General features: G+C 41.9%; 19 protein-coding genes, 2 tRNA genes and 1 pseudogene. 10 read left to right on the top strand and 12 right to left on the bottom strand.

The window, feature by feature from the left end:
- Positions 1-88: 88 nt before the first annotated feature.
- The 3 genes from AC0T5Z_RS12490 to AC0T5Z_RS12480 are packed head-to-tail and all read left to right on the top strand — an operon-like array spanning position 89 to position 2,126.
- Positions 89-1,039, top strand: coding sequence for a homoserine kinase (locus tag AC0T5Z_RS12490; protein WP_291340507.1), 951 nt, complete (start codon positions 89-91; stop codon positions 1,037-1,039).
- A gap of 12 nt (positions 1,040-1,051) precedes the next feature.
- The gene (locus tag AC0T5Z_RS12485; protein WP_435336939.1) at positions 1,052-1,681 is read left to right on the top strand and encodes a DUF1294 domain-containing protein; all 630 of its coding nucleotides are present in this window, start codon (positions 1,052-1,054) and stop codon (positions 1,679-1,681) included.
- A gap of 40 nt (positions 1,682-1,721) precedes the next feature.
- Positions 1,722-2,126 (top strand): DUF4870 family protein, encoded by a 405-nt coding sequence (locus AC0T5Z_RS12480; RefSeq protein ID WP_291340503.1) that lies wholly within the window; start codon positions 1,722-1,724, stop codon positions 2,124-2,126.
- 54 nt (positions 2,127-2,180) lie between these two features.
- On the opposite strand, the gene AC0T5Z_RS12475 is transcribed toward AC0T5Z_RS12480, so the two are convergent.
- The 6 genes from AC0T5Z_RS12475 to hisB all read right to left on the bottom strand — a co-directional run bounded on the left by AC0T5Z_RS12475 (position 2,181) and on the right by hisB (position 6,754).
- Positions 2,181-3,089 (bottom strand): DMT family transporter, encoded by a 909-nt coding sequence (locus AC0T5Z_RS12475; RefSeq protein WP_435336940.1) that lies wholly within the window; start codon positions 3,087-3,089, stop codon positions 2,181-2,183.
- A gap of 93 nt (positions 3,090-3,182) precedes the next feature.
- Entirely contained in the window at positions 3,183-3,914 is a 732-nt protein-coding gene (hisA, locus tag AC0T5Z_RS12470) for a 1-(5-phosphoribosyl)-5-[(5-phosphoribosylamino)methylideneamino]imidazole-4-carboxamide isomerase (RefSeq protein WP_291340499.1), read from the bottom strand.
- A 67-nt stretch (positions 3,915-3,981) separates the two neighbouring features.
- Entirely contained in the window at positions 3,982-4,659 is a 678-nt protein-coding gene (locus AC0T5Z_RS12465; protein WP_291340497.1) for a 3'-5' exonuclease, read from the bottom strand.
- Positions 4,660-4,828: 169 nt separating this feature from the next.
- Positions 4,829-5,299 (bottom strand): DUF805 domain-containing protein, encoded by a 471-nt coding sequence (locus AC0T5Z_RS12460; protein ID WP_291340495.1) that lies wholly within the window; start codon positions 5,297-5,299, stop codon positions 4,829-4,831.
- A gap of 244 nt (positions 5,300-5,543) precedes the next feature.
- Positions 5,544-6,161, bottom strand: a complete 618-nt coding sequence (hisH, locus tag AC0T5Z_RS12455) for an imidazole glycerol phosphate synthase subunit HisH (protein ID WP_435336941.1) — start codon at positions 6,159-6,161, stop codon at positions 5,544-5,546.
- On the bottom strand, positions 6,161-6,754 hold the full coding sequence (gene hisB, locus AC0T5Z_RS12450) for an imidazoleglycerol-phosphate dehydratase HisB (protein WP_096902642.1): 594 nt from the start codon (positions 6,752-6,754) through the stop codon (positions 6,161-6,163). The genes hisH and hisB overlap by 1 nt, the downstream gene beginning before the upstream one ends.
- 97 nt (positions 6,755-6,851) lie before the next feature.
- On the opposite strand from hisB, the gene AC0T5Z_RS12445 reads away from it, so the two are divergent.
- The 5 genes from AC0T5Z_RS12445 to AC0T5Z_RS12425 all read left to right on the top strand — a co-directional run bounded on the left by AC0T5Z_RS12445 (position 6,852) and on the right by AC0T5Z_RS12425 (position 9,058).
- A complete protein-coding gene (locus AC0T5Z_RS12445) occupies positions 6,852-7,229 on the top strand; it encodes a GNAT family N-acetyltransferase (protein WP_096902643.1) in 378 nt (125 codons plus the stop codon).
- Positions 7,230-7,371: 142 nt separating this feature from the next.
- Positions 7,372-7,447: transfer RNA gene (locus tag AC0T5Z_RS12440), tRNA-Phe, on the top strand.
- Between the two features lie 134 nt (positions 7,448-7,581).
- Positions 7,582-7,657, top strand: a tRNA-Phe gene (locus AC0T5Z_RS12435).
- A 171-nt stretch (positions 7,658-7,828) separates the two neighbouring features.
- Positions 7,829-8,563, top strand: a complete 735-nt coding sequence (locus tag AC0T5Z_RS12430; RefSeq protein ID WP_236769267.1) for a class I SAM-dependent methyltransferase — start codon at positions 7,829-7,831, stop codon at positions 8,561-8,563.
- A gap of 99 nt (positions 8,564-8,662) precedes the next feature.
- On the top strand, positions 8,663-9,058 hold the full coding sequence (locus tag AC0T5Z_RS12425) for a hypothetical protein (RefSeq protein ID WP_236769266.1): 396 nt from the start codon (positions 8,663-8,665) through the stop codon (positions 9,056-9,058).
- A 105-nt stretch (positions 9,059-9,163) separates the two neighbouring features.
- Here AC0T5Z_RS12425 and AC0T5Z_RS12420 read toward each other — a convergent pair whose 3' ends face one another.
- From AC0T5Z_RS12420 to ompR, 3 genes are all read right to left on the bottom strand, one after another.
- Positions 9,164-10,687: an acetyl-CoA hydrolase/transferase family protein gene (locus AC0T5Z_RS12420; protein ID WP_435336942.1), complete on the bottom strand. Its 1,524-nt coding sequence runs from the start codon at positions 10,685-10,687 to the stop codon at positions 9,164-9,166.
- Positions 10,688-10,995: 308 nt separating this feature from the next.
- Positions 10,996-12,456 (bottom strand): ATP-binding protein, encoded by a 1,461-nt coding sequence (locus AC0T5Z_RS12415; RefSeq protein ID WP_435336943.1) that lies wholly within the window; start codon positions 12,454-12,456, stop codon positions 10,996-10,998.
- 294 nt (positions 12,457-12,750) lie between these two features.
- The gene (gene ompR / locus AC0T5Z_RS12410; protein ID WP_104852661.1) at positions 12,751-13,515 is read right to left on the bottom strand and encodes an osmolarity response regulator transcription factor OmpR; all 765 of its coding nucleotides are present in this window, start codon (positions 13,513-13,515) and stop codon (positions 12,751-12,753) included.
- Positions 13,516-13,862: 347 nt separating this feature from the next.
- Here ompR and AC0T5Z_RS12405 point away from each other — a divergent pair, with 347 nt between their 5' ends.
- Both AC0T5Z_RS12405 and AC0T5Z_RS12400 read left to right on the top strand, forming a co-directional pair.
- Complete coding sequence (locus AC0T5Z_RS12405) at positions 13,863-16,214, top strand: Tex family protein (RefSeq protein ID WP_291340487.1); 2,352 nt, start codon at positions 13,863-13,865, stop codon at positions 16,212-16,214.
- Positions 16,215-16,307: 93 nt separating this feature from the next.
- Positions 16,308-18,299, top strand: a pseudogene (locus AC0T5Z_RS12400) (DUF2075 domain-containing protein).
- 34 nt (positions 18,300-18,333) lie between these two features.
- Here AC0T5Z_RS12400 and AC0T5Z_RS12395 read toward each other — a convergent pair.
- The 3 genes from AC0T5Z_RS12395 to AC0T5Z_RS12385 form a co-directional block, all read right to left on the bottom strand.
- Positions 18,334-18,645 carry a hypothetical protein gene (locus AC0T5Z_RS12395; RefSeq protein ID WP_019838218.1) on the bottom strand — a complete coding sequence of 104 codons (312 nt, stop codon included), beginning with the start codon at positions 18,643-18,645 and terminating at the stop codon, positions 18,334-18,336.
- A 208-nt stretch (positions 18,646-18,853) separates the two neighbouring features.
- On the bottom strand, positions 18,854-19,741 hold the full coding sequence (locus tag AC0T5Z_RS12390; protein WP_291340485.1) for an SDR family NAD(P)-dependent oxidoreductase: 888 nt from the start codon (positions 19,739-19,741) through the stop codon (positions 18,854-18,856).
- A gap of 307 nt (positions 19,742-20,048) precedes the next feature.
- Positions 20,049-21,326 carry an O-acetylhomoserine aminocarboxypropyltransferase/cysteine synthase family protein gene (locus AC0T5Z_RS12385; protein WP_435336944.1) on the bottom strand — a complete coding sequence of 426 codons (1,278 nt, stop codon included), beginning with the start codon at positions 21,324-21,326 and terminating at the stop codon, positions 20,049-20,051.
- Positions 21,327-21,393: the final 67 nt, after the last annotated feature.

The following is a 21,393-nucleotide window of genomic DNA, read 5'->3' as shown; positions in this document are numbered from 1 at the left end:
TTATGAAACTCACCCACACAAGCGCTACACCTTGGCAGATGGAGCGGGTATTCTATCAAACTTAGCTCAGGTTTTTCGCAGGTTTTCTATGTCGGTTTATACTCCTTTGACTTTAAAGGAAGTTCAGGTTTTTGCAGCGCCTTATGGGTTGGAAGTGGTCGAGCTGATTCCCATTCAAGGTGGGATTCAAAATACCAATTATTTTTTGCGCTGCGACAATCAAAACCAGTACGTGCTGACCATTTTTGAAGAATTAGATCAGCAAGCGGCAGGCGAATTAATTCCTGTGTTACAGTATTTGGGGCAAGTCGATTTGCCTGTGGCAGTGCCCTTGTCACACTCAGGACAAGCCATTCATCGTTTAAAAGATAAACCTGCACAAATTGCACCACGTTTAATTGGGCAGCATCCGACACTGACAACAGTGGCGCAAGTGGAAGCGATTGCGATTGCACAAGCAAAAATGCATGTGGCGTTACAAAATTTCTCTTTGCAGCGCGATCATGTACGTGATCATGCTTATTGGGCAGGAGTTGCCCGCCAATTAAAACCAAGCATGCATGTGGCAGATCAAGCCTTATTATCCAAACTTTTGGGCTTGTATGAGGCTTTAACCGCAGTCTATCCGCAGCGTCCTAAAGGTTTTATTCATTCGGATTTATTTCGTGACAATACCTTGTTCGCAGATGATCATTTACAAGGCATTTTAGATTTTTATGAATTAAATCAAGATGAATTACTATTTGATATTGCGATTACCCTCAATGATTTTTGTACCGATTTTCCCGAGCTGAGCTTAAATGAAAGCAAGGCGATTGCATTTTTAAATGCCTACGAAACGGTGCGTCCTTTAACCCAAGACGAAAAAGCCTGTTTGGAACTGTATTTAGCAATGGCGGCAGGACGTTTTTGGTTAATGCGTTTGCAAGTAGCTGCTAAAAATTTAGCAGAAGGACGGACAGGCGCAGATATTTTGCAGAAAAATCCAGATGAAATGCGGAATATGCTGATTGAACGCTTAAAGTTTGTGACAGCTTGAGGAATATAGAACATGCGTGATCAAGGGCGTTTAGTTGAATGGTTTGATGAGCAGGGTTATGGGTTTATTCAGCCGAATGACCGTCAAAAAGATCGCGTGTTTTTACACATTAAGGACTTCGCCCGACAAGGGCCACGTCCAATTGTGGGCTGTGCTTTGGAATATACCTTAACTGTGGATGAACGCGGACGTTACCGAGCGCAGCAAGCGGTGTATTTAAAAGCTTCGCAGACCAAAGCAGCAAAGGCATCTGCTGTGAGTGCGAAAACATCCAACAGCACGCAAAAAATGCAGCCGATGCAAATATTGTGTGTGGCTTATATTGTTGTTTTGGCTTTGCTGACGCTGTTGGGATTGCTCAGTGGCATATTGTTATTATTCATTAGTTTTATGAATGTGCTGAGTTATTGGCTGTATGCACAAGATAAAGAAGCTGCCCAGCAGGGCGGGCGTCGTATCTCTGAAAATAACTTGCATATTGTGGCTTTTTTAGGGGGTTGGCCTGCAGCATGGTTGGCACAACAAAAATTACGCCACAAAACACAAAAACAACCCTTTGGTAAGATTTATTTTTGTACGATAGGCTTAAATATCTTGCTGATTTTATGGCTGATTTCTCCGCTAAATCAGCTCAGTATCTAATTAATACTATTGTTCTAGTAACAGGCTTGTCAGGTGCATTATGTCAGACGCAGAGCATTCATATCCAGTAGATCAAGACCCACATCGTTCATTGACCATGATTTTATATGTGCTGTATATCGTGGCGATTTTTTCTGCGGGGATATTGGCCGTTATTGCCTTGATCATCAACTATTTAAAACGTGGTGATGTGCAAGGTTCAATTTTTGCCAGTCATTTTACTTGGCAAATTCGCAGCTTCTGGTGGTATCTGTTTTGGAATATTGTTGCATTTGTACCTTTCTTTTTGGTGTTCTTTAGTCCAGATGCGCAAAGCTTTGCCAGTATGACTTTGGCTGCGACACTTTTCTGTATCGCAGTGGTTGCTATTTCGTGGCTATGGATTGTTTACCGTGCTATTCGTGGTTTAATTCGCGTGAATGACAATTTGCCAATGTATCATTAATCCACCTTCGTGCTTCTTTGTAAGATGTTTTGAGCAATCTCACTGAAATGCTGTTCATTCAACTTTTTGGGATGATGTGTTTCGATTTAAAAATTTTGGTCGCCATTCGCTGACCAGTACGCCTAAAACCACCAGTAGTCCTCCGAACAATGCCACAACTGCTAAGCGTTCGCCTGCCAATCGTCCAATCAATGCGGCCCAAACAGGTTCACCTGCATAAATAATAGCAGCTTGCGCAGGGTCGACTTGTCGTTGCGCCCAGTTCATCACCAATTGAATTACAGCACTGGCAATACCTAAGCCAAGTAAAACAGCAAGGAGCGACCACTGGAATTCGGGCAATTGAGTTTCTCCGACCAGTGGTGCAATCGCAAAACACAATAATGATGCACAACCCAGTTGAATGAGAGTAACGCGCTTTAAATTGACCCGATTGGCAAAATAGCCAATTAAAACAATTTCAAAGGCAATCGCAATTGAACCCATTAAAGTTATGGCTTGTCCAAAATTTAACTGAATTGCGTCTAAGCCATTGCCTGTTAAAAAGACCAAGCCGATAAATGCCAAAATAGTACCCAACCAAGTCATGATATGCGGACGTTGACCAAAGCATAACCACAGCAATAGCGGTACAAGCGGAACATACAGCGCCGTTAAAAAGGCGGATTCGCTACTGCTAATACTTTGTAAGCCAATCGTTTGAGTGACATAACCTAGCGCAATCACTGCGCCTATGGCAAAGCCTGCATAGAGTTCATCGAGCCTAAAACCACGTAGGCTTCGCCATGAAATCAATCCCACAGCCAAAGTGGCTGCAGCAAAGCGTAAGCCTACAAACAGTACAGGACTGCTGAAATTCAAACCGTATTGCACGGTAATGAAGGTTGCTCCCCAAATCAAGGTAATCAAAATGAGTGACAGTTGTGGGGCTTTGCTACGAAGTATTGATGAAAGCTGAGACATATAATCAGTAGGAGGTGAAAAAAACTCGAAATGAGTAAAATAAACTTAAAATAAAAAAGAGGTCCGCAGACCTCTTTAAAAAATGCGGCAGAATTACAAAGATTGCTCATCTAAAAGTAACTGTGCTTCACGCAGGCTTAAGGTACCCTCATAAATTGCACGACCTGTAATTGCGCCTAAAATGCCTGGCTGACCTTTTAGGTGACGTACGTCATCTAAATTAGTTACACCGCCAGAAGCAATTACTGGTAAGCCTGAATATTGCGCCAAGTTCACGGTTTGTTCAACGTTCACACCTTGCATCATACCATCACGGGCAATATCGGTATAAACAATGCTAGATACACCTGCATCGGCAAAACGCTTGGCTAAATCTGTTGCTTTAACGTCTGTAACGTTGGCCCAGCCATCGGTAGCCACCATACCATTCATGGCATCAATGCCGACAATGATGTGTCCTGCAAATTTCTTGCAGGCTTCATCTACAAAAGCAGGCTCTTGTACGGCTTTGGTACCAATAATCACGAATGATACGCCTGCATCTAAATAGTGTTCGATGGTTTCGAGTGAGCGAATACCGCCCCCAATTTGAATTGGGAGATCTGGTTGTGATTTTGCAATCGCTTCAACCACAGGTTTATGAATTGGCGTACCTGCGAAAGCGCCGTTTAAATCGACTAAATGCAAGCGACGTGCGCCTTCATTTACCCAATGTTGTGCTGTCGCCACTGGATCGTCAGAAAATACAGTATCATCTTCCATACGACCTTGTTTTAAACGAACACATTTGCCATCTTTCAGGTCAATTGCAGGGATGATCAGCATGCTTTCGCTCCTTGCCAAAAACTTATTGAATTCAATTTATGCATCTTAACAAAGTATTGTTAAATCTCTAAGCATCTGTTGTAGGTTTTGTTTTAGAGGGACGAATCCGCAATTTGAGTGAACTGTTGGGAATATGCTCGGGCAATAGGCCTAAACGTCCCAATTCTTCAAATATCAATACAGGCGCGTAGGCATCGGCAGCAGCATAGGCAATTTGTGCTTCACTGAGCTGTTTGCGTGCCCAGTTTGAGGTACTGATTCTTCGGCTTTTAGGGAAATGAACGTGAAATAATAAGGCCATGGCATTTTTAAGCCCAAGTGGACTTTTAAAACCAAAACTGCCAAAACACTTAGATAATTCAATCACGCTATTCAGTGGTATGCCTTTTTTTCGAAATAAATGCGCATCATTTTTCAGTCCAAACCCCACTTTAATTTGATCCCGATTGGCAAAAATTGGCTGTAAAAATTGCCAAATTTCATCATTGAGCTGAAATAAATACGCTTTTTCTAAGGTTGCAAGCTGAATTAAATGCGGGCCTGTAGAAACTTCACCTACATTAAACGTCGGTTTGGATTCAGAATCGAAACCCAAGACAGCTGCGGTTTTCAGTTCAGCTTCAATCGCTCGACATTGTTCTAGAGTTTGAATCAGAACAATATTTTGACGGGCAATATTTTCAAATAGTGGCAATTGCCGAATTTCATCAGGGCTAGGCAGGGTACGCAGACGAGTTAGATCCATAACATTCAAAGCGGCAAAGAAGCGGTTTTAGCCTAAAGCGTTTTGCAGAATTTGGCAAAGTTTAAACGATTGAAAATACTGTGCAAGGCAGAGATTGACGTGAATATCCTGAAAAAATAGCCCAACAGATGGGCTATTTTGAAAGATCAATCAAGCGGAATATTTTTGCTTAGAGGTTGCTGAATATGCCTGCCGAGAAGCTGCCAATAATCGCCAAAATCATCAGCACAATAAAAATCCAAGCCAGTACTTTTTCCCAACCTGCAGTTTCACGTACTGCACCATAGCTATTTTGACGATCATCGCCAGGTGCAAATACCAAATATAGACCCAAAATAATATTCACCAAAGGCACCAAAATCAGCAAAGACAACCAGCCAGTATGATTACGGTCATGCAAGCGGCGGATGGTGAAAATAAAGCTAAAATAGAATGCGACGATATAAATGATCACAAGCAAGATCATGCCGATGCCCATAGAGCCAGAGCCGAGCTCTAGCAATAAATTGGGTGCAACAACGGCAATAATTGCAATCAGTACTGCAAGCCCCAAACTGAGCAAGCAGTTCCACGCTAAAAATGATAATCGACCAAACCGCCCCGCAGCACTCAGTGCAGAATCTTCTACATATTGACTCATTGTTGTAATTCCTAGATTTTTTGAATTTTCTGTCGCATCACGTATATTTGCTCAAAAATCTTGTGAGATCTCTCTCACAGTACAAAGATAGACAAATTATGGACAGACCCTCAATTTATTTTGAATAAAAGGTATAAAACGCTTTAATTTTAAACACAAATCGATGTGCAATAACAGTGAAAAACATTCACGCATAAATAATGCCGAGATTAACTCGGCTTTAAAGGGAGGAACATCTTGAATATTAGATGTTCCATTCCACAAAGTTTTTTAGTAACTGCAAACCAACAGTGTGACTTTTTTCTGGATGGAACTGTGTTGCAAACAAGTTTTCTTGATGCAGGGCCGTACAGAAAGTTAAACCATAATCACAGGTCGCAGCCACGATTTTTTCATCTTGTGGTTCCACATAAAAACTATGCACGAAGTAAAAACGTGCATCTTGTTCAATGTTGTTCCACATAGGGTGGCTCGGGTCACGTTGATGTACCTGATTCCAGCCCATGTGTGGTACTTTCAAACCTGGTACTTCAGGAAAGCGTTTGACTGTGCCTGCAAAAACACCCAGTGCATCTGCACCACCATTTTCTTCAGAATGTTGCATCAATGCCTGCATGCCTACACAAATTGCAAGTACAGGTTTATTAAAGACCGCATTGCGCACCACCTCATCAATGCCAGCTTCATGCATGCCTTGCATACAGTCACGCATGGCACCCACACCTGGAAACACAATTTTATCGGCTTGTGCAATCAGTTTTGGGTCATTGGTCACATCTACCGTTGCACCCACATGCTCTAAAGCTTTCGCTGCAGAGTGTAAATTTCCCATGCCATAGTCAAGAAGGGCAATTCGGGTCATTAGAGTGTTCCTTTGGTTGATGCCACTGTATTTTCAGCACGCGGATCGACCTCACATGCCATGCGTAAAGCACGTGCAAATGCTTTAAATACGCTTTCAATTTGGTGGTGGCTGTTTTTACCTTTGAGGTTGTCGATGTGCAGCGTCATTAACGCATGGTTGACAAAGCCTTGGAAGAATTCTGAGAATAAATCCACATCAAAAGTACCAATACGCGCGCGGGTAAATGGAATATCCATAAATAAACCCGGACGGCCCGATAAATCTACAATCACACGGCTTAAAGATTCATCAAGCGGTGCGTAAAAGTGACCGTAGCGTCGTAAACCTTTTTTATCACCCAAAGCTTGAGCAAAAGCTTGTCCAAGCGTAATACCGCAGTCTTCCACAGTGTGGTGATCATCAATTTCCAAGTCGCCATCACAATGAATATCAATATCAAACAAACCGTGTCGCTTGATTTGATCAATCATATGGTCTAAAAATGGAACTCCAGTGTTGAGTGTGCCTTGACCCGTACCGTCCAGATTCACACGAACTCGAATTTTAGTTTCGTTGGTATTCCTCACCACTTCACTGATACGTTGGGTCATAGACACGTTCCTCAAAAAAACGTCAAAAATGATTGATGTAAAATGTTTTCGCTGTGACGAAGTCTCAGCATATTAGATTGCTCAGGAGGGTTAATCAATGCCTATTACCGTACATGCTTATACTTCACTAGAAAATACCGAAGTGCGCAGCCAGCTTGAGCGACTGTATGATACCAGCCCTGAATTTGGCGATGGGCAAGATGCGGTAAGCCAACTTGAGCAGAACTTGGCTCAGTATACCCTACTTTACACGGCAGAATTTAATACTAAAGTGATTGGTGCGATTTGGTGTACAGGCCAAGATGATCATCGCACGCTTGAATATATTGTGGTGCATCCTGCAAACCGAGGTCGAGGCGTGGCAGATCGCTTGGTAAGTGAAGTGTGCCGTATGGAAGAAGCAAAAGGTGTGCAGCATTTTCAGCCAGGCTGTGGTGCGATTCATCGTTGTTTAGCGCATTTGGGTAAGTTGTGAGTCGTGATAAGCACTAAGCCTATAATACAAGATGTTTTTACATCCAATTCACGCAGATGTTGCTGTAAAAGTAAACATTTGCACTGAAAAGCGAAAAAGACTATTGACGATTTACAGCTGAAACTGTTTAATACGCGTCATTGGCGTGATAGCTCAGTCGGTAGAGCAACGGATTGAAAATCCGTGTGTCCCCAGTTCGATCCTGGGTCTCGCCACCATATTAAAAACGGTTAAACGTTTTCAATCCCTGATCCCATCAGGGATTTTTTTTGCATAAAGTTTATGCGATCAAATAAAAAAGTGATGATTTTTATTGACTATTCAGCCGAGATACGGCTTAATACACGGCATTGGCGTGATAGCTCAGTCGGTAGAGCAACGGATTGAAAATCCGTGTGTCCCCAGTTCGATCCTGGGTCTCGCCACCATATTCAAAAAAACCCCAAACAGTGTTTGGGGTTTTTTTTATGCCCCAATTTTTTTTTATGTCTAAAACAAAGCCTTGTACTCAAAGCCGCTTTGCATCTTCATCTAAAGTCTACGATACCTGTGAAAAAAAGCTGGATTAGAATGAAGGACTCATGGTCCGGGAATGCAGCATGAAAGATTTGTTTTCGCAGGGCAGCGATTTATATCGTCAGGCACGTCCACAATATTCAACCGCAATTGTCGATACGATTTTACAGTATGTGCCAGAGCACGGTTTGGCATGGGACTGCGGTGCAGGTTCAGGGCAGTTTACTCAGTTATTAGCACCACATTTTCAGCAGATTTTAGCCACAGATTTAAGTCAGGCACAGTTGGATCAAGCACCACAATGGGCGAATGTGCGTTATCGCGCTTGTTTGGCGCAAGACAGTGGATTGGCAGATGCAAGTGTGGATTTAATTACCGTTGCGCAAGCGATTCACTGGTTCGATTTTGAAACCTTTTACGCTGAAGTACATCGGGTGCTAAAACCGCGTGGAGTATTCGCTGCGGTGGGCTATGGGCTGATTCAAGTTGTAGACACTGAGGTGAATGCCGCAATTCAACGCTTGTATTTTCAGACCTTAAAAGGTTATTGGGATGCTGAGCGCCGTTATATTGATGACTTATATCGCACGATTCCTTTCCCATTTAAAGAAATCGTGACACCTGAACTTTCCCTAAAATATCGTTGGTCGGCAACACAATTGCTGAATTATTTAAACACTTGGTCGGGACTGCAGCATTATTTAAAGCAGCATACAGAGACGCCTTTGCTTGAATTACAGCAATTGTTGCAGCAGCAACCTGCTCAGGACTTGGAAATTGAGTTTCCCATTTTGCTGCGTTTAGGTTGTTTGGTATAAAAAATCACTGTTTTTAGATTGTATTGAGATTAAAATAAGGCTTGGGTGAAAAAAGGATATTTTTCCACACGTGTAATGACGGAATGTGTGAGGTGTTCTATGTTTAAATTCTCTCTCCCTGTTTTATTCGGCCTTGTGCTGTGCCTTCCTGTGACTGCTTTTGCCAATCTTGATCAGCCTTTACAGGCCTTGGATGATCATGCATTAAGTGCTGAATACGGGCAATCCAACACCCTGAATTTAGTACAAGATCAATACCGTTTTACTGCGCAAGATCTGGTGAATCAAGTTCGATTTGAACAAAACCAAGACTTGGCAAGTAACTTTGCAGCTTTAGGTTCTCGTTTTTATATCAATCCGCAAGGTCAAACTGTGCTGCAAATTCAACGTGATGTCGTGTCTTTAGGTGTGATTGAAACCACACTCAGTGTGGATGGTTTACGCCAGTTAGGGCAGCATTTTATAGATGAATTTAAAGCTTTGGCATTTGAGTAAAGTGGAAGGCGTTGTCGCAAATGACCTTGTGGCAATCTAAAACATAAAAACTTAAGACATAAAAAAACGCCCTGAAAAATCAGGGCGTTTTTTATTGCACTTGAATTAGGCTGGTTGCGCAGATTCTTGTTGTGCAGGAGTCAACATGTGACCATGTTCTTCGAAGTTTGCATGCCAAGACAATGCTTCACGAAGTAGGTGAGGAGTGTGACCACCTTTTGCACATGCACGCTCGAAGTAATCGTTCAAGGCATTGCGGTACATTGGGTGTACACAGTTGTCGATAATCGCACGAGCGCGTTCACGTGGTGCAAGACCACGTAAGTCTGCTAAACCTTGCTCAGTAACCAAAATGTCAACGTCATGTTCATTATGGTCTACGTGCGCAGCCATTGGAACGATAGATGAAATGTCACCGCCTTTGGCAATCGATTTAGTCACGAAAATCGCCAAGTGTGCGTTACGTGCGAAGTCACCTGAACCACCAATACCGTTCATCATTTTGGTACCGCATACGTGTGTTGAGTTCACGTTACCGTAAATATCAAACTCAAGTGCAGTGTTAATACCAATGATGCCTAAACGACGAACTAACTCTGGGAAGTTAGAAATTTCTTGTGGGCGTAAAATGAATTTGTCTTTGTAGTGTGAAAGATTGCCAAATACGCGATCACCACATTTTTCAGACAAAGTCATTGAACAGCCAGAAGCGAACTTCATTTTGCCTGCATCAATCAATTCAAAGGTACAGTCTTGAAGTACTTCTGAGTACATGACCAAGTCTTCAAAGTTAGAGTGTTTGAAGCCTGTTAATACTGCGTTTGCAATTGAACCGATACCTGCTTGTAATGGCGCTAGGTTTTTCGGTAAACGACCTTGTGCAACTTCATTTTCAAAGAATGCGATCAAGTGATCTGCAATAGCTTGAGTTTCATCATCTGGATCAGTCACGTTAGATGGAGAGTCAAGCAAAGTATCGTTAAATACAATACCTACAACTTTCGCTGGGTCTAACTGAATACCTTTGGTACCGATACGTTGGTCAACGTGAGTTAACGGTACTGGACCACGTGTTGGGCGTGCTTCAGGAATATAAATGTCGTGTAGACCTTCAAATTCTGTGCTTACCGTAGTGTTGATTTCAATAATGACTTTATCTGCAAATTCAATAAAGCTTGCAGAGTTACCTACAGAAGTTGTTGGAATAATTAAGCTGTCTTCAGTAATAGCTACTGCTTCAACAATCGCGATGTCTGGGCGTTTAAGCGTATTGTTACGCATTTGCTCAACAGTTTCAGACAAGTGCTGGTCAATAAACATCACTTGACCTTGATTAATTGCTTTACGCAAAGTGTTGTCTACTTGGAACGGCATACGGCGTGCCAAAACACCAGCTTCAGTCAATTGCTTGTCTAAATCGTTACCTAGACTTGCACCTGTAATTAAATCAATTTTTAAAGGATTGGTTTTTGCACGTGCAACCAATGCAAGTGGAACTGCTTTTGCTTCACCCGCACGAGTAAAGCCACTCATACCTACGGTCATACCATCTTGAACGAATTCAGCAGCTTGTTCTGCGCTGATTACTTTGTCGTGGAGGGAGGCTAAACGAATGCGATCTAAAGACATGGTGAACTCTCGTAAAATACTAAACTGATACCGATTGTACCGATCAAAAAAGGTATTTTGCATAGGTGTTAGGCTAAGGTCTAATTTTTTGCCTAAATGGTGGTATAAAAATATTAAATAATATATAAATAGTTGAATTTAATAGTTTATTTATATATCACTTGATAAATGTAAAAATTTATTTGATATATTTTTATACAATTTTGATATGCGCTGTGAGAAGTTTTTGCTTTGATCCTTCCTGCGATTTGCTGTTGGTCTGAAATTGCTATATAGCAAGCCAGATGGAGATCAAATGAATCAGCCGTTTAGAAATGTTCACTCAAACTTTGTTTGATTTTTTCCAGCGTGCCAATATTACTTTTTTCTTCTACAACTTCAGGTTGTAGCGGCAGGGTAATGATGGCTTCCAGACCACCTTGTTCACGGTTTTGAATGGTCAGTTCGCCCTGATGAATATCAACAATACGTTTTACAATCGCCAAGCCTAAACCACTGCCTTGTACGGTACGCGCTTCATTGCCACGTACAAACGGCTGCATTAAATCTGCAATCTGGTCTTCAGGAATTCCTGTACCATTGTCGGCCACACGAATCCGAATCTGATCCTCCAGCAATTCTGCAGAAAGTTCTATCGGTTCTGCACCATAGCGTTTAGAGTTGTTAATCAAGTTACCAATCAGACGTTTTAGTGACAAACTACGCGCCTGAATTAGAGGTAATTCTTGTGCGTTAAAGCGAATATCCAACGGTTTAAATTGAATAATCAATTCCTGCAGCAAAACATTTAAATCGGTTTCTTGTAATTCTTCATCAGAACCATCACGCATATAAGAAATGAATTGATTCAAAATCGCATCCATATCTTCTACATCGTAAATTAAGCCTTCTTTTAAAAATTCATCATCAGGCATCATTTCAGCACTTAAACGAATCCGTGTCAGTGGCGTGCGCAGGTCATGTGAAATACCCGCCAACATGATACGACGGTCACGTTCAGTCTGTTCCAAGGTATAAATCATGTGGTTAAAGGCTTGGTTGACCTCACGAATTTCCTGCGGGCCGTGATTGGTTTCCAAATAAGGGGCTTTACCTGTTTTACTGTAGCTGTTGGCGGCATTTTGCAGACGACGCAAAGGACGGTTCAGCTGACGTACTAAGGTTAAAATAATTGCTGCAGCCAAAAGCGGAATACCCAAAAGCCAGCCAAAGACCAGTTCAGGGCTGTAGTTGGCATAAGTTTTGAGGGGTTCACGTACCCAGTTGCCATTCATTTCTGGGGTTTGAATCCAAATGCGCGGGCTTGGTTTGAACTGGAAATAAACCGTGACATCCTGCATTTTTAATTCAGTTGCTAGTTTCTTTTCAATTTGTCGGGTAAAAAATTCGGCAATGACTTTTTCCCGTACATTGGGAAACTCACGTGGATCGGTCACATATTCAATACCGACCCGATTTTTAAGCCATGCATCAACATCGACTTCGGCTTCATTGTGAAAAATGCGCAAATCGGGATTGTTTAAAATTTCCAGTTCAACCGCTAAATAGCGCGCATGCTGTTGAATTTCAGGTAAATACAAAGTGCGCCAAAAGAACCACAACGACATAAACAGACTGAACAGCACCACAAAAACCACCAGCACCGCAGTGCGCATCGCGGCAGAACGTGGTTTGATTTTGTCCAAAAAACGCTCCCAGCGGGTACGTTTCTTTTCAGAATACGCCACATAGTCGGTAAACTCTTGTGGGTTGATGGGTTCGAGTTTCACTAAGCAATCCTATGCTGCGACCTACCAAGCTAATAATTTGTAGCTGCAACTATCACTGCGGAGTCATACATTTTTAGGTTTAGATGTTGGGTTTAACCTTCGGTTCGACCTACTTTTGTTTTGGCAAAAGTAGGCAAAACCATTTTCATTCGCAAAACTCGTCAAATCACTGCATATGATTGATGACTCGCAGAAACATTAGAGATTGATACCTCCTGCCTCGGACAGTTGCGAATGATTTGTCACGTAATTCAATGCTATAAATATCGTTTAGGGACAATAGGTGACAGTAATTTATTCCGCGCCGTCTGGAACAAATACATAACCTACACCCCAAACCGTTTGAATATAACGTGCGCGGGCAGGGTTTTCTTCAATTAAACGACGTAAACGAGAAACTTGAACATCAATTGAGCGTTCCATTGCACCCCATTCACGGCCACGTGCCAAATTCATCAATTTGTCACGGGTCAAAGGTTCGCGTGGGTGTTGTACCAAAGCTTTGAGTACCGCAAATTCACCTGTAGTCAGTGTTACAACTTGACCTTCACGCGTTAAAGTACGGGTCGATAAATCTAGCGACCATGGGCCAAAACCGACCACTTCCATTTGCTGACTTGGTGCGCCTGGTACTTCTCGCACTTGACGACGCAATACGGCACGAATACGTGCTAACAGCTCGTTTGGATTAAATGGTTTTGGCAAATAATCATCTGCACCTGCTTCAAGACCTGCAATACGGTCAGAGTCACTGCCGCGAGCCGTCAGCATAATAATTGGCGTGTCGATGTTAGATTGACGTAAACGACGGCAAATACTTAAACCATCTTCTACAGGCAGCATAAAATCCAGCACGATTAAAGAGAACAGTTCACGCTGTAACAAACGATCCATTTGCGTTGCATCGTGGGCAGTTTTAACCACAAAGCCCTTATCTTCCAAGAAACGTTGTAACAGGGTACGTAAACGCACATCATCATCCACAACGAGAATGCGTTCAACGCGGTCAGTTTCGCTGTGTACGGCATCTGTTTTTTCAGCAGGTACAACTAAACTCATGATGTGCTCCTTTATTCTTTATTGTCATCGTAAACAAAAAGTTGAGTTGGCTTTGAGTATACGATTCATTGGTATCTTTTGCCTATGCTCTAAAGCAACAAATATTGCAGATAAAATCAAGACATAGATACCAAATATATACAGCATTCCCATGCCAAAAACTGACATATTTGCCCATTTGAGTCTAACATAAGCCTGAATTTTATTTAGATTTATAAAATTTTGCCGAATTGGCAAAAATCGCCAAAACACCACCATTTATAAAATTCATAAAACAATTGTGGATTTTATAGTCTTGGTCTTTATAATCATGGCTTTTAGTACTTATCCTTGTAGGATCACACACGATGACTGACTTAGTTCAGCAGTTAGCAAAAGAACTTGCCGTACGACCAAATCAAGTAGAAGCTGCCATCAAACTGATTGATGAAGGTGCTAGCGTTCCATTTATTGCACGTTACCGTAAAGAAGTGACGCAAGGTTTAGATGACACGCAGCTACGTCAGCTCGATACACGTTTATCGTATTTACGTGATTTATATGAGCGTCGCGAAAAAGTAATAGAATCACTCAAAGAACAAGATAAATTATCTGATGATTTATTGGCACGGGTAAACGCTGCTGAAACCAAAAATGCCTTAGAAGAAATTTATGCGCCTTACCGTCCTAAACGTACTAGTAAATCGTTTAAAGCCAAAGAAGCAGGTTTAGGTCCAATTGCAGCGCGAATTTTTGCAGAACAAGTCGAGCCAAGCGAAGCTTTAGCAGGCTTTAGTCATGCAGACTATCCAGATGTAGACAGTCAGCTAGATGCTGTGCAACACATTCTAATTGATGAATGGGCACAAAATATTGCCTTGACCACCGAATTAAAAGAAATTTTTGCCAAAACAGCGGTATTAAAAAGCTTGGTTGCTTCTGATGAGAAAAAAGAAGTGGGCAAAAAATTCCGCGATTACTTTGATTTTTCAGAAAACCTGAACAAAGTGCCATCCCATCGTTTATTGGCGATGTTGCGTGGTCGCCAAGAAAACGTCTTGGGCTTAAAAGTTGATGGTGAAGACAGTGCACCTTTGGCACGTATTGAAACTGAATACAATTTAGATCAGATTCAGCCGCAAGCACGCCAGGACTTTTTAAAACAAACGGCAAAATTGTTCTGGTTGGGCAAAGTACGTCCACAAATCGAACATTCATTATTGACTGAAAAACGTTTGGCTGCCGAAGCAGAAGCAATGGATGTGTTTGCAGAAAACTTGCGTCATTTATTGCTTTCTGCACCTGCAGGCGCACGTTGTACGCTAGGTGTAGACCCTGGTATCCGTACAGGTGTGAAACTAGCTGTGGTGAACCAATCTGGCGATGTGGTTGCACATAGCACGGTTTATCCATTTGCACCTAAAGAAGACAAAGCAGGCGCGATTGAAGAGCTTGCACGTTTATGCCGTGAGCACCATGTTGATTTAATCGCGATTGGTAACGGGACTGCAAGCCGTGAAACTGAAGCGGTGGTGGCAGAAATGATGGCTGCACACAGCGACTTAAAATTGACGCGTGTATCTGTATCTGAAGCAGGTGCATCGGTATATTCAGCTTCTGAGTTGGCATCGCAAGAGTTGCCAGAGCTAGATGTGTCGATTCGTGGTGCAGTGTCTATTGCCCGTCGTTTACAGGACCCATTGGCTGAATTGGTTAAAATTGATCCGAAATCAATTGGTGTAGGTCAGTATCAACACGACGTGAATCAGGCAGGTTTGGCAAAAACCTTAGAAGCCGTGGTCGAAGACTGTGTGAACTCGGTAGGTGTTGATGTCAATACGGCATCTTCAGCAATTTTAGGTTATATCGCAGGTCTGAATAAAGCCATTGCACAGCAAATTGTAGATTACCGTAAAGAACATGGTCGTTTTGATAACCGCCAAGCCTTGAAAAACGTACCACGTTTAGGCGAGCGTACTTTTGAACAAGCCGCAGGTTTCTTGCGTATTCAAGCGGGTTCTGAGCCTTTAGATGCCTCAGCTGTTCACCCTGAATCTTATGGTTTGGTAGAAAAAATTGTGGCTGCTAAAGCGACTACAGTCAAAGACATCATTGGCAATACCGAAATTATCCGTTCAGTGAATGCTGAAGAATTTGTGGATGATCAAGTCGGCTTACCTACCATTCAAGATGTTTTATCTGAATTGGAAAAACCAGGTCGTGACCCACGTCCTGAATTCCGTACGGCTAAGTTCCGTGAAGATATTACTGAGGTGGCACAGCTGACTGAAGGCATGCAGCTTGAAGGTGTGGTGACCAATGTAACTAACTTTGGTGCATTTGTAGATGTTGGCGTGCATCAGGATGGTTTGGTACATATTTCTGAATTGGCCAATGAGTTTGTGGCTGATCCGCATAAAGTTGTGAAACCTGGTCAAATCGTGCAAGTGCGAGTGTTGCAGGTTGATGTAGAACGTAACCGCGTGAATTTATCGATGCGTCCTGAAGGTTCGGCTGCACCTGTTAAAGCGGCACGTCCAGCACGTCGTGATCAAGAGCAACGTACAGAGCGTAAGCCACAGGCGAAGCGTCCACAGCAGTCGCGCCCTCAGGCGGATCGCCCACAGGCTAAAAAGCCACAAGCTGCTAAACCACAAGAGAATAAAATTGGTGGTTTAGGTGCATTGTTGTTGCAAGCGGGAATTAAAGGTTCGAAGTAATCTTGAATTGTTCCAATAAAAAGCTCCCGAATTTCGGGGGCTTTTTGTTTTTGTTTTCAGTATATTAAATAAAAACAAAACTGAAGTTTGAAGATATTGAAAAGCTATTACCAGAATGAGTTCAAAAATTTCTTAGAAGCAACAGATGTATCTATATTGGGGAGTTTGGCACGACATCATGAGTTTGCATTAGATGAACTGCAGAAGAATGCTTGGTTAAAATAAATTCAAATATTGAAACAGCATTTAGGGGTTTTTAAGAGTGGGCAAGTCTTTTTTGAGTTTAGTATCCCGCGTATGGGGAAACGGGTAGATAATATTCTAATTATTCGTGATTTAATTTTTGTGGTCGAATTTAAAGTGGGTGATCGACAATTCACTTCACAAGCAAAAACACAGGTGATTGATTATTGTCTGGATTTATTAAACTTTCATGCGGGATGTCATCACCAAAAAGTGATCCCAGTTTTGGTTGCAACACAAGCCAATTCAATTGAACAGGACTGGCAGGCGATTCGGGAGCTGAATGATGCTTTATGTTGTAATACGGAGCAACTAACAAATTATTTACTAGAAGCCATACAGTATTTTTCTGAATCTACTTACTTTGATTTATCTACGTGGATTAATTCAACTTATAAACCTACCCCCACAATTATTGAAGCTGCGCAGGCGTTATATCAAGGGCATCGTGTTGAAGATATTTCACGAAGTGATGCGGGTGCAATTAATTTAGAAATCACATCAAAGCGAATTGAGCAGATTATCGAACTCACTAAGCTGAATAAACATAAAGCCATTTGCTTTCTAACGGGTGTGCCCGGAGCAGGAAAAACCTTGGCAGGTTTAAATATTGCCAATCAGCGCTTAAAAGCAGATGAGTCTGAGCACTCTGTATTTTTATCAGGAAATGGCCCACTTGTGGATGTGCTACGAGAGGCCTTGATACGTGATACTGTGAATAGTGCTAAGCAAAATAACCAATTGATCAAGCGTACAGATGCCGAGCGTCATGCTAAAACATTTATTCAAAATATTCATCACTTTCGTGATCATTATTTAAAATCATCAGAAGCGCCGATTGAGAAAGTCGTTGTTTTTGATGAGGCTCAACGTGCTTGGCAAAAAGAGCAAGTTTCCAATTTTATGAAACAAAAAAAAGGCATTGAAAATTTTGCGATGTCAGAGCCAGAATTTTTAATCAGCGTTATGGATCGGCACTCAGATTGGTGTGTGATCGTGTGTTTAATTGGTGGCGGGCAAGAGATTAATACAGGTGAAGCGGGTGTTTCGGAATGGATTTCCGCTTTGCAGAATAGTTTTAAAGATTGGACCGTATATTATTCACATCAAATCTTACAGCAGACAGTCTATCTTGAGTCAAATGAACAGATCGCTTGGTTGAAAGCTTTTGGGCAGCATGAGTCAAATTTACATTTAGCAGTTTCTGTTCGCTCATTTAGAAGTGAGCGTGTTTCTAATTTAGTCCAAGCGATATTGGACAATCAACCAGACATTGCAAAGCAAATTTATCAGGAAATTAAGCAAGATTATCCGATCGTGTTGTGTCGTAATTTAAATCAAGCAAAAGATTGGCTAAAAGAAAAAGCGAAAGGTTCAGAGCGTTACGGTATTGTGGCAAGTTCGGGTGGGCGTCGTTTAAAGGCAGAGGGTTTGGATGTTAAAAACAAAATGGAGCCATCGGATTGGTTTTTAAATAACAATTTTGATGTGCGTTCCTCTTATTATTTAGAAGACGTTGCAACTGAATTTGATATACAGGGCTTGGAAATAGATCATACCTGTGTGGCTTGGGATATTAACTTTTATTTTGATCAACAATGGTGTTACCAGAGTTTTAGGGGAAGTAAGTGGCAGCAAATCCATAATGATGCCAATAAAAAATACTTATTGAATGCCTATCGGGTTTTATTAACGCGTGCCCGTCAAGGTATGGTGATTTATGTACCATGTGTTTACGATGATGATTGGACACGACCTGCGCGACAATATGATTTGACGTATGAGTTTCTGTTGAGCTGTGGGTTTGATGTGTTAAAAACCAAAAGTATAGGCAGCTTATAAGTCTTTTAGCTCTCTTGGAATAAAGGATGATTTTTTAAATCAACGGCACAATCCAACTCACTAAAATCAGCATAATTCCCAAATGCCCAAGTTTACGCGTCACTGCCACTAGTTTTGATGGTGGTGCTTCAAGCTGACGAGCATATTCCTGAAGATTTAAACCTTGTGAGGCTTTGCTGCTAAATAAAAATACGCCCAAATCAATACAAATTAAAATCGTGCCTACATCGGCAACAACTTCTAAGAGTTCATATTCTTGCTGATAAAGCGCCGTTGCAACTTGATAACTCAAAAATAAGGCAAAGGCAAAACAGCCATACTGTAAAATGAGGGCTAGTGCTCGCATAATCCATTCAAAATACTCAAAACAGCTGTGTTATAGCATAAACGATCTATAAATTGAATGTTTGTTTGAGCTGCATGGACACAAGATAAAGCTTGTTAGCGTTATCTCTTGCAATAGATGTGGCAAGATTGAAAACGTAGGATGAAGTGATTGCTAATAAAATAGGCGACCCGTAGGTCGCCTAAAGCAAAACTTGAATGTGTATAAATTACCAGTGTTCGCCCGGGAACAGGCGTGCATATGCTCTTTGTACCCAGTTCAGTTTTTGCTGCTCGCCTACAGAAGCGGTTGAGCTTGGGAACAAGTTATAACCAATTGACATGAGTTTGTTGTTGATATCTGGTGCAATCGCATATGTAATTGAAGCCAGGCGACCCAAGTGTGTCGCAATTTTCTTCGGACGTTTCACAATCGCATAAGCAATTAAATCTGCAGCTTGTTCAGGTGAAAGCGTTGGGACGTACTTATAAATTTTAGTTGGTGCGATCATCGGGGTGCGTACCAATGGCATATACACCGACGTAATCGCAATTTTGTGCGTATGCGCTTCTGCAGATAGACAGCGACTAAATGCATCCAGCGCAGCTTTAGATGCCACATAAGCCGAGAAGCGAGTTGCGTTGGCTAATACGCCAATTGAGCTAATGTTGATGATATGACCATCTTTACGGTGCATCATTTGCGGTAAAATATTCAGCACCAAACGCACAGCACCAAAATAGTTGAGTTGCATGGTACGTTCAAAGTCGTGGAAACGATCAACCGACTCGTGAACTGCACGACGAATTGAACGTCCTGCGTTGTTAATTAAAATATCAATATGGTCGACTGAAGCAAGAATCTGTTGTGATACCGCATCAATAGAGTCCATATCGTTTAAATCACAAGGAAAAACTGAAGCTTTGCCACCACGTGCTTCAATTTCGGCTTTGACTTGTTCTAAGGTTTCCTGAGTACGTGCAACTAAGAGCACATGCGCACCCGCATCGGCTAGTTTATGTGCTACGGTTAAACCAATACCACTCGATGCACCTGTAATAAGGGCAACTTTACCATTTACTCGCTGTTGAAAAAGTTTCTCTAATTTTGGCTTCACGCTAATATTCCTGATTTTGATTCCTGAGTTGTCATTTTTATTGAGATTGACGATTCAAATTTCAGGCTGAATTTGAACTGTTTTCCTTGGCTTTATAATAGCCGATTTCACAAAAAAAGCTATGCAATAAGTGGTTGAATTTAAAAATGAATTTAGAGTAATTGCTCTATTTTTGTGAGCTGTATATCTTTATTTTTACCATAAACTAAAGCTAATGCAAAGACATACAAAGAAAAATTAAAATAAAAAAGCATCCTGTTGAAATTAATCAGCAGGATGCCAGTACAAAGCTTGAACTGATGAGTTTTTATACGGCTGCTAAAGCTTGCTCTAAATCAGCAATTAAGTCATCGGCATGTTCAATCCCGATGGATAAACGCACCATATCTTCACTCACACCTGCAGCCTTGAGTTCATCTGCACTCAACTGACGGTGAGTGGTGGTCGCAGGGTGGCAAGCCAGACTTTTGGCATCGCCAATATTGACCAAGCGTGTGAATAATTGCAGCGCATCAATAAAACGAGTTCCGCCTTCACGACCATCTTGCACGCCAAAGGACAGAATTGCAGAAGGTTTTCCTTTCACATATTTTTGTGCCAACGCATGTTGTGGATGATTTCTTAAACCTGCGTAATTGACCCATTTCACTTTTGGATGTGCCTGTAGATATTCCGCAATTTTTTGTGCATTTTCAGTATGACGTTCCATGCGCAGGCTTAATGTTTCTAAACCTTGTAAAATCAGGAACACATTATGCGGGCTAATTGCTGCACCTGTGTTGCGTAGTGGAACCACACGCGCACGTGCGATATATGCTGCTTCCCCCAAAACTTCGACATAGTTCACGCCATGGTAGCTTGGATCAGGCGTATTCAGGGCAGGGAAACGTTCAGGATATTTACCCCACGGGAATTTGCCGCTATCCACAATAATGCCGCCAATTGAATTGCCATGACCACCGATATATTTGGTCAGGGAATGCACCACAATATCCGCACCAAAGTCGAAAGATTTTTGTAGTACTGGGGTGGCAACGGTATTGTCGACAATCACCGGTACGCCATATTCATGTGCAATTTTAGCAATGGCTTCCAGATCAATAATATTACCCAGTGGATTACCAATCGATTCGACAAAGACCAGTTTGGTTTTTTCATCAATCAAGTCACGCAGACTTTCCGGCTTTTCATAATCAAAGAAACGGACTTCAATGCCCTGTTTTGGTAGGGTATGGGCAAAGAGGTTATAGGTACCGCCATATAGCGTTGACACAGAAGCAATGTTGTCACCCGCTTCCGCAATGGTCTGAATCGCATAAGTAATCGCAGCCATGCCAGAGGCCAAAGCCAGCGCGCCAATTCCACCTTCCAGTGCTGCGACACGTTGTTCCAGAACCGCAGTGGTCGGGTTCATAATTCGGGTATAGATATTGCCCTGAACCTTTAAATCGAAGAGATCGGCCCCATGTTGAGTATTGTCAAAGGCATAAGACGTGGTTTGGTAAATCGGCACTGCAACAGCTTTGGTGGTTGCTTCTGGGGTATAACCTGCATGAATCGCAAGGGTTTCTGCTTTATAACTCATTCTGTTTGATCTTCTAGTTTAAGTTTATGGCTTGAGTGTAGCATTTTCACATATGAGTAAAAGTGCA

The sequence above is a fragment of the Acinetobacter pengchengensis genome, assembly GCF_982235305.1.
This window is presented reverse-complemented; position numbering and strand designations above follow the sequence as displayed.

What these genes read in the sequence shown, in the direction of transcription:
- AC0T5Z_RS12490 (WP_291340507.1), top strand. Translation starts at nt 89, where the DNA reads ATGTCGGTTTATACTCCTTTGACTTTAAAGGAAGTTCAGGTTTTTGCA.
- AC0T5Z_RS12485 (WP_435336939.1), top strand. Translation starts at nt 1,052, where the DNA reads ATGCGTGATCAAGGGCGTTTAGTTGAATGGTTTGATGAGCAGGGTTAT.
- AC0T5Z_RS12480 (WP_291340503.1), top strand. Translation starts at nt 1,722, where the DNA reads ATGTCAGACGCAGAGCATTCATATCCAGTAGATCAAGACCCACATCGT.
- AC0T5Z_RS12475 (WP_435336940.1), bottom strand. Translation starts at nt 3,089, where the DNA reads ATGTCTCAGCTTTCATCAATACTTCGTAGCAAAGCCCCACAACTGTCA.
- hisA (WP_291340499.1), bottom strand. Translation starts at nt 3,914, where the DNA reads ATGCTGATCATCCCTGCAATTGACCTGAAAGATGGCAAATGTGTTCGT.
- AC0T5Z_RS12465 (WP_291340497.1), bottom strand. Translation starts at nt 4,659, where the DNA reads ATGGATCTAACTCGTCTGCGTACCCTGCCTAGCCCTGATGAAATTCGG.
- AC0T5Z_RS12460 (WP_291340495.1), bottom strand. Translation starts at nt 5,299, where the DNA reads ATGAGTCAATATGTAGAAGATTCTGCACTGAGTGCTGCGGGGCGGTTT.
- hisH (WP_435336941.1), bottom strand. Translation starts at nt 6,161, where the DNA reads ATGACCCGAATTGCCCTTCTTGACTATGGCATGGGAAATTTACACTCT.
- hisB (WP_096902642.1), bottom strand. Translation starts at nt 6,754, where the DNA reads ATGACCCAACGTATCAGTGAAGTGGTGAGGAATACCAACGAAACTAAA.
- AC0T5Z_RS12445 (WP_096902643.1), top strand. Translation starts at nt 6,852, where the DNA reads ATGCCTATTACCGTACATGCTTATACTTCACTAGAAAATACCGAAGTG.
- AC0T5Z_RS12430 (WP_236769267.1), top strand. Translation starts at nt 7,829, where the DNA reads ATGAAAGATTTGTTTTCGCAGGGCAGCGATTTATATCGTCAGGCACGT.
- AC0T5Z_RS12425 (WP_236769266.1), top strand. Translation starts at nt 8,663, where the DNA reads ATGTTTAAATTCTCTCTCCCTGTTTTATTCGGCCTTGTGCTGTGCCTT.
- AC0T5Z_RS12420 (WP_435336942.1), bottom strand. Translation starts at nt 10,687, where the DNA reads ATGTCTTTAGATCGCATTCGTTTAGCCTCCCTCCACGACAAAGTAATC.
- ompR (WP_104852661.1), bottom strand. Translation starts at nt 13,515, where the DNA reads ATGAGTTTAGTTGTACCTGCTGAAAAAACAGATGCCGTACACAGCGAA.
- AC0T5Z_RS12405 (WP_291340487.1), top strand. Translation starts at nt 13,863, where the DNA reads ATGACTGACTTAGTTCAGCAGTTAGCAAAAGAACTTGCCGTACGACCA.
- AC0T5Z_RS12395 (WP_019838218.1), bottom strand. Translation starts at nt 18,645, where the DNA reads ATGCGAGCACTAGCCCTCATTTTACAGTATGGCTGTTTTGCCTTTGCC.
- AC0T5Z_RS12385 (WP_435336944.1), bottom strand. Translation starts at nt 21,326, where the DNA reads ATGAGTTATAAAGCAGAAACCCTTGCGATTCATGCAGGTTATACCCCA.